This is a genomic window from Binatus sp. (SeqCode) (assembly GCF_049584895.1).
Lineage (GTDB): Bacteria > Desulfobacterota > Binatia > Binatales > Binataceae > Binatus.
In genome coordinates this window covers 69,976-87,498 of record NZ_JBAUYR010000001.1, presented here as the reverse complement: position 1 = coordinate 87,498, position 17,523 = coordinate 69,976, and the positions used below count along the sequence as shown (strand labels likewise).

Annotated in this window: 12 protein-coding genes; 5 read left to right on the top strand and 7 right to left on the bottom strand. The window is 55.6% G+C overall.

The features are described 5' to 3' along the window. Positions 1–65 precede the first annotated feature (65 nt). From WB650_RS00415 to WB650_RS00390, 6 genes are all read right to left on the bottom strand, one after another. Positions 66–1,274 carry an acyl-CoA dehydrogenase family protein gene (locus WB650_RS00415; RefSeq protein WP_423959002.1) on the bottom strand — a complete coding sequence of 403 codons (1,209 nt, stop codon included), beginning with the start codon at positions 1,272–1,274 and terminating at the stop codon, positions 66–68. 64 nt (positions 1,275–1,338) lie between these two features. Further along, positions 1,339–3,720 (bottom strand): xanthine dehydrogenase family protein molybdopterin-binding subunit, encoded by a 2,382-nt coding sequence (locus WB650_RS00410; protein WP_422304245.1) that lies wholly within the window; start codon positions 3,718–3,720, stop codon positions 1,339–1,341. Positions 3,721–3,784: 64 nt separating this feature from the next. Continuing rightward, positions 3,785–4,693 (bottom strand): carbon-nitrogen hydrolase family protein, encoded by a 909-nt coding sequence (locus tag WB650_RS00405; RefSeq protein ID WP_423959000.1) that lies wholly within the window; start codon positions 4,691–4,693, stop codon positions 3,785–3,787. Positions 4,694–4,702: 9 nt separating this feature from the next. Beyond that, the gene (locus WB650_RS00400; protein ID WP_422304243.1) at positions 4,703–6,064 is read right to left on the bottom strand and encodes a dihydroorotase; all 1,362 of its coding nucleotides are present in this window, start codon (positions 6,062–6,064) and stop codon (positions 4,703–4,705) included. 57 nt (positions 6,065–6,121) lie between these two features. Continuing rightward, positions 6,122–8,488 carry a xanthine dehydrogenase family protein molybdopterin-binding subunit gene (locus tag WB650_RS00395; protein WP_423958998.1) on the bottom strand — a complete coding sequence of 789 codons (2,367 nt, stop codon included), beginning with the start codon at positions 8,486–8,488 and terminating at the stop codon, positions 6,122–6,124. A 19-nt stretch (positions 8,489–8,507) separates the two neighbouring features. Beyond that, positions 8,508–9,533 carry an LLM class flavin-dependent oxidoreductase gene (locus tag WB650_RS00390; RefSeq protein ID WP_422304241.1) on the bottom strand — a complete coding sequence of 342 codons (1,026 nt, stop codon included), beginning with the start codon at positions 9,531–9,533 and terminating at the stop codon, positions 8,508–8,510. Positions 9,534–10,327: 794 nt separating this feature from the next. Between WB650_RS00390 and WB650_RS00385 the strand changes: the two genes are divergently transcribed. From WB650_RS00385 to WB650_RS00365, 5 genes are all read left to right on the top strand, one after another. Continuing rightward, a complete protein-coding gene (locus tag WB650_RS00385) occupies positions 10,328–10,852 on the top strand; it encodes an aromatic-ring-hydroxylating dioxygenase subunit beta (protein ID WP_422301798.1) in 525 nt (174 codons plus the stop codon). Between the two features lie 16 nt (positions 10,853–10,868). Continuing rightward, positions 10,869–12,269 (top strand): aromatic ring-hydroxylating oxygenase subunit alpha, encoded by a 1,401-nt coding sequence (locus WB650_RS00380; RefSeq protein ID WP_422301796.1) that lies wholly within the window; start codon positions 10,869–10,871, stop codon positions 12,267–12,269. Beyond that, on the top strand, positions 12,245–13,084 hold the full coding sequence (locus WB650_RS00375) for an SDR family NAD(P)-dependent oxidoreductase (protein WP_422301794.1): 840 nt from the start codon (positions 12,245–12,247) through the stop codon (positions 13,082–13,084). The genes WB650_RS00380 and WB650_RS00375 overlap by 25 nt, the downstream gene beginning before the upstream one ends. Before the next feature lie 64 nt (positions 13,085–13,148). Then, a complete protein-coding gene (locus tag WB650_RS00370; protein WP_422301792.1) occupies positions 13,149–14,162 on the top strand; it encodes a hypothetical protein in 1,014 nt (337 codons plus the stop codon). Then, complete coding sequence (locus tag WB650_RS00365; protein WP_423958995.1) at positions 14,159–15,130, top strand: GntR family transcriptional regulator; 972 nt, start codon at positions 14,159–14,161, stop codon at positions 15,128–15,130. The genes WB650_RS00370 and WB650_RS00365 overlap by 4 nt, the downstream gene beginning before the upstream one ends. Before the next feature lie 71 nt (positions 15,131–15,201). On the opposite strand, the gene WB650_RS00360 is transcribed toward WB650_RS00365, so the two are convergent. Then, positions 15,202–17,517 (bottom strand): xanthine dehydrogenase family protein molybdopterin-binding subunit, encoded by a 2,316-nt coding sequence (locus WB650_RS00360; protein ID WP_422301789.1) that lies wholly within the window; start codon positions 17,515–17,517, stop codon positions 15,202–15,204. Between the last annotated feature and the right edge of the window lie 6 nt (positions 17,518–17,523).

Here is a 17,523-nt window from a genome sequence, read left to right as displayed (position 1 = left end):
AGCATGTACACCGATAGCTCCGAGTTTACCTTCCAGGTGTTTCAGACGAGTTCCATAGACGAGCCTTATGCCATGCGAACCGGAGGCTGTAGTTCCTTGGGATCCAGCCCGAGGTCGAGCCTGGCGATCTCGGAAAGACAATAGTCACTCGGCGGATGGTGGATTGTCGCGCTCGCTCCATCGCGGTAGAGACGCTCGAGCGGACCACCCTTAACCAAGGCGTGACCACCACCTATTTCCAGGGCCGAGCGAATAATTCCGGCGACCGACTCACCCACCAAATACTTCGCCTTCATGTAGGTCGACAGCGTTCGATCGTTGTGCCCCTCCGTGTCCATCAAGTACGCTGAGTGATAAATCATCAGGCGGGCGGAATCGAGCTGTGCACTCGCCAATGCGATTCGGCGGCGAACGTCCGGGTGATACGCCAGTGGCTGCGCGAAACCAACAGGTTTTCGCCGCCATGCGGTTTCCTTCGCAGCATTCAACGCCGCCACGCCGACGCCGAAATAGACGGCGGTATAGGGTAGATTGAAATAGTGCTCATTGTTGACCAGCCATCCTCCAAGGCTCGGCACCGGCAGGTCGTGCAAAATATATTGATCAGCAACAAAGCAGTTTTCGAAAATCACGTTGTCGCTTCTGGTCGCGCGCATTCCCACCGTGTCCCACATCCGGTCGATCTGCATCCCGGGAAGCTTGGCAGGAATTATCGCGCATAGGGTTTCCTGAGGATTGGAAGACTCCTCGGGATGCGCAACAAGAAAATGTAAATCCGCCGCCTCGACCATGGTGGCGAACGATTTCTTACCGTTAACGATCACTCCGCCGTCTACGCGGCGAGTCGTGGTGGCGCATGCATAAGAACTGGGTATCAATCCTGTGAATTGCGGCTCGGAAAATGTCGCGGAAATCAGCTTACCTTCCCCAACCACCAGATCGCTGATCTTCTTCTTGGTTTCCTCCAGCAAAGGTCCGGTCATCAGTAGGGCCGCCAGTACCGCGGAATGCATGTTGAAAGAGAGCGCGGTAGATGGACAACCTTGGGCCAGTTCTTCAGCGGAGATAACGTAGCCGAGCATACCCATGCCCATGCCACCGTACTCTTTAGGTACTACCAAGCCGAAGAGCCCAGCCTTACGGATGGCCTCGTAGTTCTCAAAAGGCGTAGACGCGTCACGATCGTGCTCCGCAGCTCTTTTGGCAAAATCGAGTGCAAGTTCACGCGAAACCCGCTGGATTTGTTTCAACTCCGGCGTCATTCCGAATTCCATCGTTATTTCTCCAAAGAATGGTAGCTTTTGTTTGCGGCTGTTTCGAACTACGCGGCTTGCGATCTTATGACTGTTCCCGATGAGCCTCTTGGATTGCGCGCCACACTCGATCCGGCGTCATGGGCGTCTCCATCAGCGCCAGTTTTAGTTCCGGCAGAGCGTCTTCTATTGCTGCGGCTATAGCTCCTAGCGGTGCGGTAACTCCCGACTCACCGGCTCCCTTAGCGCCTAGAAGCGTGAATGGTGACGGTGTTATTTGGTGCTCGATAAGGGAGTTAGGAATTTCTACGGCGGTTGGTATTGTATAATCCAGAAAAGTAGTCGTCAGGAGCTGCCCAGCTTCATCGTACAGCATGTTTTCATAAAGAGCTCCCCCGATTCCCTGAGCGACGCCGCCATGCATGTTCGCATCGACCATCAGAGGATTGATCACCGTGCCGACATCGTGGACCGCGATAAACCGCAGCACCTTGACAAATCCCGTATCCGGATCTACCTCCACGACTGAGATGCATGCCGCAAAGGGCCAGGTCGGGTACGGGCTGAGCTTGCCCTGGATCTCAGGTTCATGATGGATATTGCCGATCCTGTAATAGCGAGTTGACTCCAGGCCAGGTTCGACTTCCTTGGCCTCGCGCATGTAAGTCCGCTGATAGATACGGTTAACCACGTCGCTGAAAGGCATGCTTCGACTTGTTGCGCCTTTCACATAGATGCGATTGTCTTCTGCCGCCAAGTCCTCCACCGAGACCTCGAGAACCTTGCTTGCGACCTTGAGCATTTTGTCGTGAAGTTCCTGAGCGGCGAGCTGCGCCGCGGAACCACCATAAATCAAGCTCCTTGAGCTGTAGTTTCCGGATCCATAGGGACATTTATCGGTGTCTCCCTGGATAACTCTAATTTTATCCATTGACACACCCAAGGTGTCGGCGACGATTTGCGAAATTCCGGTTTCATTTCCGCACCCCGGTGAAGTCACGCCCGTCAGCACAGTCACGTCGCCCGAAGGTGCTATCCGGACAGTTGCTCCATCGTAAGCTTGCAACAATGGGGAGTTAGGCAGCCCCGCTCCTTCCGGAGTTAGCTCGAAGCCGATGCCTAAACCTATGCGACGGCCCTGCTTGCGAGCTTCTGCCTGCTCCTTGCGAAAGCCAGGAACCTTTGCCAGTTCCACCACCCGCCGCAGCGCCTTGGAATAATCACCGCTGTCTAACACCGCCCCTGAAACTTGTTCGTACGGAAACTCGTCGTGTCGAATAAAGTTTTTAATCCGCACCTCGGCACGATCGATTCCAGTGGCGTCAGCCACCCGATCCATGACTCGGTCCATGAAATATGACGCGGCCTCTTTTCCGAAAGCGCGATAACCGTTCCAGGGGCACTTGTTAGTAATGACCGCGAATAGTTCAACGCGACAGTTAGGAATTTTGAATGCGGTGGGCACGCAATAGGCCGAAACATAGGCCATAGCCCACCCGACCAGAGTGGAAGCAACTCCCACGTCGGCATACATCGTGACTGCCAGAGCGGTAACCTGCCCATCCTTTTTGTAACCCGCTTCGAAATCAAAACTGATCTCGCGCGCATGCCCGCCCGCCAGAAAATGCTCGGTCCGCTCCTCGATCCATTTCAGAGGACGTCTAAGACTCCGCGCCGCGTATCCGATCACAATCTCTTCCGGAAACGGCGGAACCTTCTCTCCGAAGCCGCCTCCCACGTGGGGTTGAATAACTCGAACTTGATTCTCACCCATGTTCAAGCTGGCCGCCAGGAACACGCGCAGGGGGTGAGGATTCTGGGTCGACGACCAGACTGTCAGCATGTCGCCAAACGGTTCGTAATTGGCTGCATAGGCACGCGGTTCGATTGGCGACGCGACATAACGATGGGCCTTTACGCTTCCCTTGACGACTCCATCGGCGCTGGCGAGCCCGGCCTTGATGTCGCCGCGCACGAAATCGCGGTGAATCATAATGTTATCGCCCCATTCGGGCTCAATCAGTGGAGAACCGGGCTTGATTGCTTCCCTGGGATTAGTGACTACAGGCAATTCTTCATAGGTTACATCGATCAGATCGCGCGCTTTATTTGCGGTATAGCGATCCTCCGCGACGATCGCAGCAATCGGCTCACCTACATAGCGCACCCGGCCAGTCGGCAAGGCATAAGATTTGACCGTCTTGCCGCCATAGAACGCTGGATCCGCCGCTCCCGGCACCGGCTTGGTATTCGCCGCAATCTCTTCACCGGTTATTACTGCTACCACGCCCGGTTCGGCCAGGGCTTTCGAGGTGTCGATCGAAACAATTCGCGCATGCGCATGATTGCTCCGCAGAAAAGCGAGCGAACACATCCCGGGAAGCGCCAGGTCAGCGACAAACATCCCATGGCCAGCCGCGAGCACCGGATTAGTCACGGCCGTCATGGACTTTCCTTTGTACTTCATTTAGATACCTTCTCGCACCAGCCTGCTAATCCTGCGCACAACGCGTTCGCCGTCGCGCATAGATCTATCGCTGCAAGTATAGGTCAGGTCTCCTGTCCTTAAGTAGCGGCAGACGTTCCCGCATTTCATCTAATTCGCCGAGATCGATGGTAGCACGTACGATACATGGTGCATTGGCAAGTCCGCGCGCAATCACCGTTCCCGCCGGGCCGATCACGCAGCTTTCGCCAAAGAACAAACTCCGTCTGCCGCTTAGCTCTTCGAATCCGGCCCGGTTGCAGGCGACCAGGTAAATTCCGTTTTCCATCGCACGTGTACGCAACTCGGCTATGAACATTTCAGCCGATGACGCCGCCGCCGCCAGCTCCCAGGCTGGAATACATCCGCTGAGGAACACTATCTCCGCACCGCTTAAGGTTAGTGTGCGCCAGGCTTCTGCGAACCGGCGGTCGTAGCAGATCAAAATACCTATTCGCGCCTTCGCGGTCGCAAAGGTCGGAAATCCGCTACCGGGAACAAAGTGAGGAGTTTCGTCGATATTCAAAGTCTCGGTCTGGACTTTCGGTAGATGCACCTTGTCGTAGCATTGCACCATTATTTCAGCCGGCAATTGTCCCGGAACCGTCTCCCCGTCAGGTCCGATCACCATCGCGCTATTGAAGAAATGGCCCTTACTGTTATCTCGCCGAAAAAACGGGAAAATAATGGTTGCGCGATGTTCGCGCGCTTTCATGGCGATCGAACCGACGATCTCGTCCTCAAATGTTAGCGCCCATTTCCTGTATTCGGAGCCGCTTTTCTCAAAACAGAAGTAAGGTGTGAGTGAAAGCTCAGTGGCGACGATATAATCAGCCCCGCCGATTGCGGCCTTGTCGATCGACATCAGCAGATCGTTGAGGTTGGACTCCACGTCCTCTGTGCGTGGACCCTGCTGTATCGCTGCGATTCGCACTAACTGTCCGGTGCTACCCATAGGTTCGCCTCACGGCGCTACATCCGACGCGATCCAGCGCCCATAGCCAGGCTTCGCCAGGATCTGGTTATCCTTCATTATCATTTCGCCGCGCAGCCAGGTCGCGACTGGCCAGCCAGTCATCTCCCATCCTTCGAAAACGCAGTAGTCCACGTCGCTGTGCAGATTCTCATTCTTGACTTTGACCTTCTTCTTAAGGTCGACCAGCACCAGGTCCGCATCCGATCCTACCGAGATACATCCCTTGCGCGGCGCCAGGCCGTAGATCTTCGCTGGGTTGTAGCAGCACGTCTCAACGACTCGCTCAAACGACAAGCGCCCCTTGTTGACTCCTTCGCTGAGCATAACCGGCAGCATCGTCTCCACCGCCGACATTCCGGGATGCGCCGACCAGAATTCTTTCTTATGAACACTCTTGCAAGGTGCGTGATCGCTGCCGACCACGCTGACACTGCCGTTTGCCAGCCCTTCCCACAGCCGCTCGTTATCCCATTTCTCGCGAAGCGGCGGATTGACCTTCCCTAGCATTCGGCCGTAGGCCTCATTCTTGGTCAGCACCAGGTATTGCGGACAGGTTTCCGCGGTAATCTTGATTCCTTCGCCGCGAGCCTTCGCGATCATCTCGGGGCCTTCACCTACCGTCATGTGTACGATGTAGAGAGGGCAATTGGTCATCTTCGCGAGTTGGATGCAATGCGCCAGGCTGTCCAGCTCACAGATCTTGTCGCGAACATCGCCCCACTGAAAGTTCTGATTCTTGAGCTTCAGGAATTCATGCTTGCGGCGCTCGAAGATCTCTATGTTCTCCGTATGAACTCGCGCAAATACCTTGTAGCCCTTGGCCGCCAGCTCACCGACCTTTTTCAATCCCAGGTAGAGGATCCCATCGTCGATGCCGGGCAGACCTTCAAGCGACTCGCCGCCGCGATATGGCAGCAGGAACTTGACCGCTGGCATTCCGAACTTCACCACGTCGGGAATCGACGCGACGTCGTCTTCGGAAAAGATCGCGGCTGTCATGTTGAGATCCACGACACCGGCTTTTTCGTATTCCTTTACGAATTTCTCTGCAGCCGGAACCAGCCCATCAGGCGCCAGCAATAGGTGAATGATCGTAGTAACGCCCCCAGCGGCTGACGCTTCCGACTCGGTCTTCGAGTTGCGTTCGTACAGATTCAGATGCATATGGGCATCGACCAGTCCCGGAATCAGATGCTTGCCGGAACCATCGACTACGTTGTCGGAATGCGGTAGCGAGTCTGAATTTTCGGCGATCGCGGATATCTTTCCATTGCGAATGGCGATCGAGCCACGGAACGTTCGATCATGAGTTACGATCGTAGCGTCCCTGATTACAGTGTCTGCCTCCATCTTTCTCCTTGTCTTCTGACTCCTTTGAGCTGGTCTGTTAAACACTTTCTGGAATGTTTAGTTTTTTTGTACCGGCTTCATGGTCAGCGCGTGAACTACTTCGGGCGACATCGGTAACTGATCGATCGTCCTCCAGCCGAACGGCGACAGCGCATCGCAAATCGCGTTGGCTATAGCCGGCGGCGGTGCTATCGCTCCGCCCTCACCCATTCCCTTTATCCCGCCAACCGAGATAGGACACAGCGTTTCGATATGCGCAAATTCTATCGGAGGAATATCCGCGGCGGTCGGAATCAGGTAGTCCATGAAGGACGTGGTCTGGATCTGCCCACTCTCGTCGTAGATATGATGCTCGAACAACGCCTGCCCAATCCCTTGCGCAACGCCACCCGCGATTTGCCCCTCGACAATCAATGGATTGATCATCTTTCCGCAATCTTCGACCACCAGGTACCGCTTAATCTTTACAAAGCCTGTCCCGGAATCTACTTCCACTACCGCGATGTGCGTTGCGTTGGCATATGGTGTCGGTGCTTTGTAATAGTTCGATGCTTCAAGGCCTGGCTCCTCGTCAGCAGTCACGTCGGCTGTGTACACCGCCGCCTGCGCCACATCGCGCAGCGTCATGTTCTTTCCGGGAACTCCTTTGACTGAGATCTTCCCGTCCTTGACCTCAAGATCGCGTGGACTCACTTCCATCAGGTTAGCTGCTACCCGCACCATCTTTTCGCGAATCCTGGTGGTTGCATTTATGACAGCGCCCCCTCCTGCTACCGCGCTGCGGCTGCCCCACGTGCCCCAGCCATAAGGGGTATTCGCAGTATCGCCCTGGATCATCGTGACGTCTTCGACCTTGCAGCCGAGGCCGTCAGCCACTAACTGGGCGTAAACAGTCGCATGACCTTGCCCATGCGACATCGTGCCGACCGTCAATGTAACACCGCCGTTCGGATCGACGCGGATATGCGCCGAGTCGTAGCCCGACACGCTCGGGAAGCCGATCGCTTTCCAGTACTCGAAGCCGAAGGTTGTCATCTCGATCATCGAGCTGAAGCCAATACCGATGTATTTTCCGTTCTTTCTCGCCTCTTGCTGCTGGGTACGAAAAGCGGCATTGCCGATTTGCTTCACACCCAAATCAAGCGACTCGAGCGGGCTCGCGCTATCATAGGCCAGTCCGGTAGCCGACACGCAGGGGAAATCGGCAGTGCACATGATGTTCTTACGGCGTAGTTCTACCGGGTCCATGCCTAGCTTGTTCGCCGCAAGATCGAGCAGGTGCTCCATCGTGTACTGCGCCGCCGGTAATCCCACGCCTCGATATGGGCTGGAGGTAACCTTGTTGGTCACGACGCCATAAGCTTCGACCCGCACGTTCTTGATCTTGTAGGGTCCTGGATAAGCTAGCGCTGCCTGCATCGGCTCAAAGCATGGAGTCCACGGATAGGATGTATAAGCGCCAATGTCGCCGATGAACTTTCCCTTTACGCCGAGAATCGTGCCATCCTTTTTGAGGGCCATTTCCCCGTAACAGAGTTCATCCTTGGCATGATATGATCCGTAAAAATTCTCACGCCGATCCTCAATCCACCTGATTGGACGTCCGAGCTCGCGCGTCAGCATCGCGAGCACCAGCTCTTCCGGGAAAATACACGCCTTGAGTCCAAAGCCGCCGCCTACATCGGGGCTTATGACGCGCAGATTATGTTCTGGATAGCCGATCGCCTCGGCGATTTTCGTGCGAACCAGGTGCGGCATTTGGCTCGATGACCACACCGTCATCTGCTTGAGGGTAGAGTCGTGATGCGCAATTACTGCCCGGTTTTCCATCGCCGCAGCACAATGACGGTTCATCTGGAATCGTCCGCTTACGGTAACGTCTGCTTCCTTGAATGCGCGGTCGACTTCTCCGCTGTCTATCTTCGCGGAGAGCATTAGATTGTCGTCCCAACCTTCATGGATGAGCGGGGAATCGCTAAGCATCGCCTTTTCGGCATCTACCACCGGCGTCAGCGGCTCATAATTCACTTCAACCAGTTCGGCTGCATCCTCCGCAACATAGCGATTGGTCGCTACCACCGCCGCGACGATGTCACCGACGAATTTCACCTTTCCGACTGCTATTGCAGGGAAGTCACAAGCCTTGTACTTCGCTGGAAATTTCTCGGCCGGAATGTCCACCCGGATCGGCTTGCAAAGTGTCTTTGCTTCCTCGCCAGTCATGATGCGATGCACCCCCGGATGGGCGAGCGCTTTGCTGATATCGATTGATACTATTTTCGCGTGCGCATAGGAGCTTCGAACGAAGGCGACATCCAGTGTCTTAGGCAGCTTGATATCGTCAACGTACCTCGCCTGGCCCATCAGGAAGCGCGGATCCTCGACCCTCTTTACCCGCGCTCCGAACGCTCCTGCGGTTGCCATGCTTTTGCTTTCCTCCGGACTATTTCCGATTGACCAGGGGCAGTACCTTCTGCCCGAACAGCGAAATGGATTTCATTACCGTCTGATGTGACAAACCAGGGAACTTCATCTTCATTATCAGATCGGTTATCCCAAGTCGCCTGCAGAGCTTCGTGATATCGCTTGCACAGGTCTCCGGGCCACCCAAAGTGAAGCGATCGTTCACAAAGCTCTCCAGCAAATCGTCTCTGTCCGGCGCCAGCGGTTTGTTTTCGTCATCTACCAGGTGACCCCAGCGCAAATAATTCCTGTATCCCTCCATGACCTGCTCACGCGCGCCTCGCGTCGCGGCCGCATCATCCTCCCCGACATGCACGTCGCGATAGTAAGCAAACGCTCGCTCGCTCGGTTTGACACCCTTGGCGCGAAGTGTGTTCTCCCAATGAACTTTATTTTTTTCGACAATCGACAGCGGTGTGATCGGATCGGCGAACCATCCGTCGCCGACTTCCGCCGCAAGTTGAACCGCATGCCGCTTCTTGGCTGCTACCCATATCGGCGGCGCCGGCTTCTGAAGCGGTTTCGGGTTGAGCGGTAAATCTTTGACTTGAAATTGTTTTCCGTCGAACGTGACACTCGGCTCAGTCCACAGCTTGCGAATCAGCGTCACGCCTTCGCGCATACGCGCAGACCGGTCGTTGAGATCGACACCAAAAGCGTCGAATTCCTCCTGCCTGTATCCCTGCCCCACCCCCAAAATAAGACGGCCGCCCGAAATAATGTCGAGCACAGCGCAGTCCTCGGCCACGTGAACTGGATCGTAAAGCGGCAGCAACATCACACCGGAACCGAACTTGATCTTGCTGGTTCGAGCGGCGATAAAACTCAGTGCGATCAGTGGGGAAGGGAAAAACCCATTCTCCAAAAAGTGATGCTCGCTGATGAATGCCGACTCGAGACCTACCTGCTCTGCCAATGCAATCTCTTCGACTGCTTCTCTGAACACTACGTCGGAACGATCCCCAGATCCGCCTTCGATGCTGTAGACCAGTCCAAAATGAATCACGAGTTGCTCCTATGCACCGCTTGTCCGCTTTCTCAATTCGTGCGTTCGAAAGACTCCCCATACGAGGCAGGCAAATCCGGCTCAAGTTGCCAACAAACGTCCGTCCCCCGCGGTCTGGTTCGAGCGCGTCTTGTACCGATCGTTCTCGCCCTCCAACCGCCGTTCATTTCAACCACTTCGGCTCGAGGTCGGAATCATTAGTCCACGCAATCGCAATGCCTGAGCGCAGACGTAGCAAGGCGTATGCCAGTCCGGGGCAACTCTGATCTACGGATTCGTAGAAAAACAGTTCGAAGTGTAAGCGCTCTTTTGATCAGAAAAGACGGCGTAGTTTTGCAGCGACGCGAATTGCGAGACGTGTACGATCGTTCGTGAGTGAGAACTCACGAGCTATCGTAGGCAGGCGACCTACGACCCCGCTCTGTTAGAGATCAGCTAAATGAGGGGCTGATCGAATGACAAGAGACTATTGCCGCTTGCCGCTTAGTCGCGCCTCCTCGCCTGCACGCAACGCGTCTAACGATCTTCCCAGTCACCTTGAGCGGCACGCCTTCGGGCGAGACAATTGCAAATTCGTGGATAAAGTCCGACGGTTGCGCCATGCTTTGCGAGCAACCGAAAGGCACACCGTCTGTTCCTTTAGTCCAATCGTGTCCTCTCCTAAGTCCGTGGGGATCGTTTCAGAAGAGCAAAGGGCGGCTCCGGTTTCCTTTTCGATAGTACGGTTGACAAAAAATGCGAGCTGATGTTATACGGAAAAGGATTTTTGAACACAATTCTGTATACACATTAATATGACGGATTTTCCCGAAGTCGCAATCGGCAGCGAGGAATACGCGGGTGTGGTCGCGTGGGCTAATCGGGAGGCCGAGCTGCTGGACACCGGCCGAGAGCGCGAGTGGCTCGAGACGATGGTCAGCAAGGAAATCGTGTACCGGTTGCCTCTGCGCCAAACCGTGGAACGTGAACGCGGTAACGGTTTCTCGAAGACGACTTTTCATTTGGACGAGTCATATGGCTCGCTGCTCACACGCGTCTTGCGCAACGAATCCGCATTTGCGTGGGCCGAGAATCCCCCTTCCCGTATCCGGCACTTTGTCACCAATATTCGAGTTTGCGAACTCGAGAGCGAACAGCTCGGAGTCAAAAGCAATCTGCTGCTCTATCGAACCCGGGGCGATCAAACGCAGCCGCAACTCCTTTCGGGTGAGCGGCAGGACGTTCTGCGAATCGAAACCGGCGCTCTCAAACTCATTCGACGTACTATTCTGCTGGATCTAACCGTTATCGAGACTCACAATCTGGCTATTTTTTTCTGAACTTCGAGGAACGCAGATGACGAGTGCGAAGTCCTTCTCGCCGGGCAGCTTCGAATCGAAAAGCGTTCCAGAACGACTACTCGGCGAACTGCGCGAAGGATTGCCGCACGGCGAGATTCCTGCGGCGATTTTCGGCAATCAGGAAATGTACAACCTGGAATTGCGCAAGATCTTTGCTCGATGCTGGGTGTTCCTGGCGCACGATTCGGAAGTTCCAGCGCCGGGTGACTATGTGCGCCGCAAGATCGGCGAAGACAATTTTATCGTGGTCCGCGATGAAGATGGCGAGATCCACGCACTCTTCGACGCGTGCCGGCATCGCGGAGTTCAGGTCTGCCGCTCAGATTCCGGCAACACTTCGATTTTTCGCTGTCCCTATCATGGCTGGGCGTACGATACCAAAGGAAACCTGCTCGGCGGCCCGCTTTGGAAAAACGCCTTCGGTGAGATGCGAAAGGAGGAGAGCGGCCTACGCAGCGTCGCGAAAATCGGCTCATGTCACGGCTTGATCTTCGCCACGCTGGACCCGACCGCACCCACGCTCGAAGAATACCTCGGCGGCATGAAGTGGTATCTCGATCTGGTCTTCGGGTTGAACGAACACGGGGTCGAAATAATCGGCGCACCGCAGCGATTTGTGATCGATGCGAACTGGAAGTCCGGCGCCGAGAATTTTTCAGGCGACGACTATCACCTCGGCACGTTGCATCGATCGATCTGGGAAATCGGCGCGTTCCCGGTCTCGTTCGCCGACAACATGATGGGTTATCACATCCAGGCTTCCGCCGGCCATTCACTATCATTCTCGATAGCACCGAGCGAGGATTCACCGGGGCCGCATTTCTTCGGCTATCCGGACGACCTGGCTGCAACGTTTAATCTTGCGCGCATCAGCCAGGAACAACTCGATGTCGCTCGGCGCTCGCGGGTGTTTGTCGGCAACGTCTTCCCGAACTTTTCGATTCTCGCTTTGCCGATGACTGACGACGGTGCTCACTTTCCGCCCAGCGGCGCCATGACTATCCGCATCTGGCAACCTCTTGGCGCTGGACGGGTCGAAGCCTGGAACTGGTTCTGCGCGTATCGAAATATGACGGCGGCGCAGAAGGAACGAGTGTACAAATCGGGCCTTGCGTCCTTCTCGATGGGCGGGGTTTTCGAGATGGACGACACGGAGCCCTGGATTACAGTGGCCCGCACCGGCCGCTCAGTTGCGGCGGAAGTTCTGGACCTCAAACTTAACTACAAGATGGGCCTGCCCGGTATTGGAATCGCCAAGCGCACCGAGAACTGGCCCGGACCGGGGATAGTGTACTCGCCGCGCTACGAAGAGGGCGTGCAGCGCAATCTGTTTCGATTTTATTGCGAATTAATGAGCGCCGAGGCCGGCGCGTGGCCGAAGTTTTCGTTGGATTGAGAACTCACGTGGGCATGCTCGATAACCAGATTGCATTGATTATCGGAGCTGGCGGAGGGATCGGCCGCGCGGTGGTTTCGCGATATTTGCGCGAGGGAGCGTCCGTGCTCGCCGTCGACAGAGCGGCGGATCGGCTGGAATCGCTCAAGAGAGAAGTCGCAGGTGGCAATCGGCTACGCACGCTTACCGCCGATGCTACGAGTTGGGAGAGCAGCGAGGCGATAGTCCAGGAAACGGTAAACCGATTTGGCGGCATCGATGTTATGGTCTCGTGCGTTGGAATTTACGATCAGGGTATTCGGCTGGTTGAAATACCCGGAACTCAGCTCGCAGCAGCATTCGACGAATGTTTTCGCGGCAACGTCGGTTCGCTGCTCCTGAATATCAGGGCAGCTATTCCTCAACTGGCCGCCCGCAAGGGACGCGTGGTCGTCACTGGTTCATTCGCGTCGTACCGCACTTCCGGAGGTGGCGTGCTTTACACGGCCGCAAAGCATGCGGTCATGGGACTGGTGTCTCAACTCGCCTTCGAACTTGCGCCAAAAATCCGTGTGAATGGGGTAGCGCCCGGGGTCGCGCAAACGATGATGTCCGGCCTGGGAGCACTAGGACAGTCTCCTAAGAGTTCATTACTGCCAGGCACGGAGAAGCAATTGCCGCTGGAGACGATGCCCGACACTCATGACTACGGCGCGATATATGCTTTGTTAGGATCTGCCAGAGAGTCGGCGGCAATGACCGGTTCGATGGTAGTGGTGGATTCGGGGTTGCTCGTTCGTGGCCTCGCGGCTCCGAATCGAGGCGGAGATCTATGAAGGCCGCGCAGACAATTGGTCCGACGACTCCTGCGCGGAGAAAATTGAGGAGGAGATTTACCCAATGTCGAAAAACTTAAACGAACTTTTTCTCGAACAGTTGAAGCTGTGCAAGGTCAAGCCCACCGAGACGGTGGCGGTGATCTCCGAACTCGGAAAGAAAAATGATTACGTCAACGCCGCGGTGGATTCCGCTCGAAGCCTCGGCGCTGGTGCGCTGGTGCTTACTGCGTCGAGTCTCTCCAGTTCGGCGCTGCCACCTTACCACAGCGATGGGCGCGAAATTCCTGCGCTGCTCGCGGCCGCTTCCGAGTGCGATATGGTGATCGACGTCACCGTCGGCGGCCTGGTACATTCCGACGTCCGCATGCGTATCACCGGCGCGGGCAAGCGAATGTTGTTCGTCGCCGAGCCGGCCGAAGTACTTGAGCGTCTGATGGGGACCGAAGGATTGCGTACGTCAGCTACCAGCGGCGCCGCCAAACTGAAATCCGGGCGAATGCTTCGCGTCAGCAGCGAGGCCGGTACTGACTTGCGCGTCGACATTTCAGGCGCCGATCTTCCGGTTACTCTTCAATATGGTTACGTTGACGAGCCGGGCCGATGGGATCATTGGCCGAGCGGATTTGTCGCTTGCTTCCCGAAGGATCGCACTGCGCAAGGCAAGATCGTCCTGCAGCCCGGGGACGCGCTCATTCCATGGCAGCGTTACGTGCGCGACGAAGTGACGATGCACATCAAGAACGGATTCATCACGGATATAACGGGAGCTGGCGCCGACGCCTTCGTGCTGCGCGATTATTTCGAGAGCTGGAAAGACCCTAATGCCTATGCGGTGTCTCACGTTGGATGGGGTTTCCATCAAGCGGCGCGATGGTCCGCGTTGGACGTCTACGATCCGAGATCTCTGTACGGCCAGGAGCTGCGCTCGACCGCCGGCAATTTCATGTGGTCGACGGGCCCGAATCGATACGCGAGCCGGTACACGCCCGCTCACCTCGACATTCCGATGCGAGGTTGCACGGTCGAGATCGACGACCGGCCGGTGGTAGTGGGGGGACGGCTGGAAGGCGAATGAGCCGGCGAGGATTGCATACCGAGGCGCGCCAAACCGAACCCAGCGTGGTCCAAGTAAAGCGGGAATCCGGTGAGTCGGCTTTATGGCGGTGCCTTGAAATGAAGGTCAGAAGATCCGGTACCACAGTCGATGAGCTATACGAGACGCTTCGCGACCACATCATCGAGGGTAAGTACCATCCCGGGTTTCGTCTCTCGCAACAGGCGCTTGCAACCGAACTGAAGGTCAGTCGAACTCCTTTACGGGAAGCACTTGCGCGACTTGCCGCAGAAGGCCTGGTAGTCGGCGAGGCTAATCGCGGAATGGAAGTTGCCCCGGTTAATAACCACCAGGCCGAGCAATCATACGCACTCAGACTACTAATCGAGCCACCAACTATCGGAGCAATCGTCGACGACATATCCAAAGAAGATATCGAGAGTATGCAAACGATACTCGAGCGAATGGAGAGGACTGCGGACAGCCACCGGATCCAGGATTTCCAGCAAGCTCACCTGCACTTCCATGAAGCGACTTTGCGCTATTATCCCGACAATTTTCGTGGGCTCATCCAGTCTCTGCACACCAAGATTTATCGGCACCAGCGGCTCTATTTCTCGCGCCCGGATGTCCCTGAATCCTTCATCCATGTGGATCGTGCTTTTTGCGATGCGCTATGCGCGCACGATGCAGTTACTGCCCGTCAGAACATGGAGTTTCATCTGACCGATGCCGCACTCGGGCTGGTACTCGACGTCGATCCCGATCATGAGTTCGACGCGCTCATAATTGCATTACGGGGCCTCGGTATCGAATTGGAGTTCGACCCCGATGGAAAGATCCATCGACCTACCGAGATTCGTTGGGTGCGCAGCGATTTTCGTGAGATGCCGTTCCTCTGTACTAACAACTTATATTACGGCCCTGCTGCTCCCGACGGTATTATGATGCGTTCCGGTAAGGCATCTACTAGAAGTGGTAGAGCGTGAACGTCGAGAGAAGCGAGATTGAATCAACCAGTCGAGAATTGCGTGGCTCACGCGCTATCAGGACCAATCGCCTAAGCGGAAGTGCTTTCGCTGTTTCGATTCTCTATCAGGTTCAAAACCCTTTCGGACGTAAGCGGGACTTCATTCACCTCAACGCCGAATGGATAAAGGGCATCTGCCACGGCGTTGGCTATTGCTCCAAGTGGGGCGCTGGAGCATCCCACGCCAATGCCCTTAAACCCTCCTAGTGTATGCGGCGAAGGACTTTCAAAGTGCGCGATCTCGAGCCGCTGCAAGTCAGCTCCGGTCGGAATGATATAGTCCATAAGGCTGCCAGTCAGCGCTCGATTATCATCATCGTAGACAATTTCTTCGTACAGGCTGCTACCTATGCCTTGCGCGATACCACCTTCGATCTGACCTTTCACGACCAAAGGGTTAATTATCGTTCCAGAGTCTTCGACAGCGATGTACCTGAGAAGTTTGACCTTACCAGTCTCTATATCAACTTCGACGGTGACGACGTGAGTTCCATTGGGATGAGTCGAAGGAACGACCGGATCATACTGACAAGTCGTCTCCAGTCCAGGCTCTATACCGACCGGCAATCGCCCCGGCGCATTGATGAGACGACGCGCTATCTCGGCAATTGATATAAGACTCACCTTGTCACTCTTGCGCCTCACCATTCCGTGAGCCAGCTCCAGGTTTTCGTCTGGCACCTCTGTGAGCTGCGCAGCTACCCGCAAGAGCTTGTCGCGTATTTTCCGCGCAGCCAGTATAACTGCACCACTTCCGGTAACTGCCCCTCGGTCGCCCCAGGTTCCCGAACCTATAGGCACCACCAGCGTATCACCGTGAACTACCTTTATGTCCGAGACCGGCATCCCGAGTTCTTCGGCCGCTACTTGAGCGAAGATTGTCTCGTGGCGCTGGCCAGAAGGTTTGGTGCTAATCAGAATAGTCACCTTACCGCTCGCATCAACCCGCACCGTCGCCGAATCGTAGCTGGAAACATTCATTCCTGCTGCAAGTAGCGCTTGAGAGTTCGGCGCGGAATCATATATGAAGTTGCTGATTCCTATCCCCAGGTATCGCCCGTGTCTGCGCTGACGTTGTTGTTCGGCGCGAAATTCCCGATAATCAACCATCTCCATCGCCTTTTGGAGGCATTCCTGATGGCTACCGCTCTCGACCTCTTCGCCGACTACTGTGACATAGGGATGATCTGCCCGGCCGATTAGGTTGCGAAGTCTTAGTTCTGCCGGATCTATTCCGAGCTTCTGCGCGCCCAGGTCTAGAAGTCTCTCCATGACCATTATCGCATGCGGTAAACCTACACCTCGATACACGCCATTGGGCGGCTTATTGGTTACTGCTATCTTGACGTCGAGGCCGTACACCGGGATCTTGTAGGGTCCTGGCATACAAAAGGCTGCATGGAGACCTTCGAACGCGGAACCCCATGGGAACGCGGAATAGGCGCCCGCATCACTCAAAACATTCCCTTTGAGCCCGAGAATTATCCCTTCCTTCGATAGGGCCAAGGAACCTCTTATTACCTGTTGCCGCGACTGCAACCCCGAGGTTAAATTCTCTCGTCGGTCCTGGATCCACTTGACTGGCCTGCCAAGGTGACGTGCAAGGTATGCAACCACTAACTCCTGCGGATGGACGTAAATCTTCAACGCGAATCCACCCCCGATATCAGGCGCTATTACTCGAACATGATGTTCAGGCATGCCCAGTTTCAGCGCGATAGCCGATCGGAGCACATGAGGAACTTGAGTCGATGACCAGACCGTCAACGAGTCAGAAGTGGACTCGTAGGTGGCGGCGCATCCAACCGTTTCCATAGGTAGAGCTAGCTGACGTGCGGTAGTAAAAGTTCCGGACACCACGCAATCAGCGTGTTGAAACGCGTGCTCGACATTGCCCGCATCCAGTTTGAGTGAATGCATACAATTGTCGGCCCAACTTTCATGGATCAGGGGCGCATCCGGTTCCAACGCTTTCTCAGCGTTAGCGACCCGTGCGAGCGGCTCATAGTCGACCCGCACATACGACACCGCATCCTCCGCTCGATAGCGATCCTCTGCCGCTACCACCGCGACAGACTCTCCCATGAAGCGAACCTTGTCGCGCGCCAGCACAGGCCAGTCACACGACCTGTGATTTGGTGCAGATGTGGAATCGTATTCCACTCTTATGGGCCCAATTGCGTCTCCGAGATCCTCTGCTGTTAATACAGCATGAACTCCCGGACAGTTCCTTGCGCGAGAGGCGTCGACTCGTAACAGGCGCGCATGAGCATGTAGGCTGGGAACAAATGCGACTGCCAGCGCGCCGGGCAATTGAACGTCATTAATGTAATAGCCCCGGCCCATGAGGAG